This is a genomic window from Neobacillus niacini, from assembly GCF_023715415.1.
Taxonomy (GTDB): Bacteria; Bacillota; Bacilli; order Bacillales; family Cytobacillaceae; genus Neobacillus; species Neobacillus niacini_C.
The window spans coordinates 1-402 of the sequence record NZ_JAMBOB010000070.1; the positions used below are offsets into that span (position 1 = coordinate 1).

Consider the following 402-nt stretch of genomic DNA (forward strand, 5'->3'; position numbering starts at 1 on the left):
TCTGAATGTTGGCGAGGAAGTTGTCGTTGCTGTCCTGCAGCGGCGTGTGCTGCGGCTTGAGGATGTACTCATTCCAGCAGGAGGCCAGCAGGGAACCGACGGTCGGCTTACAGACTTCACAGCCGTAGCCCTGACCGTGTTTTTCCAGCAGTTCGTCGAAGGTTTTAATGCCTTCCACGCGGATCAGGTGGAACAGCTCCTGACGGGAGTAAGCGAAGTGTTCGCACAGATTGTTGTTGACCTCGATGCCCTGTTTCGCCAGCTCGGCGTTGAGCACCTGAGTGACCAGCGGAATACAGCCCCCGCAGCCGGTCCCGGCTTTGGTTTCCGCTTTCAGCGCCGCCACGGTGTGGCAGCCTTTGTTGATAGCGGCGATCAGGTCGCCTTTGCTGACGTCAAAGC

Annotated in this window: 1 protein-coding gene; it reads right to left on the bottom strand. The window is 58.5% G+C overall.

The genetic code is table 11. The annotated features are described in order from the left end of the window. Window positions 1-402 (bottom strand): (2Fe-2S)-binding protein (locus M3189_RS26595; RefSeq protein ID WP_251639814.1); only part of this gene is annotated, 402 nt, incomplete at both ends.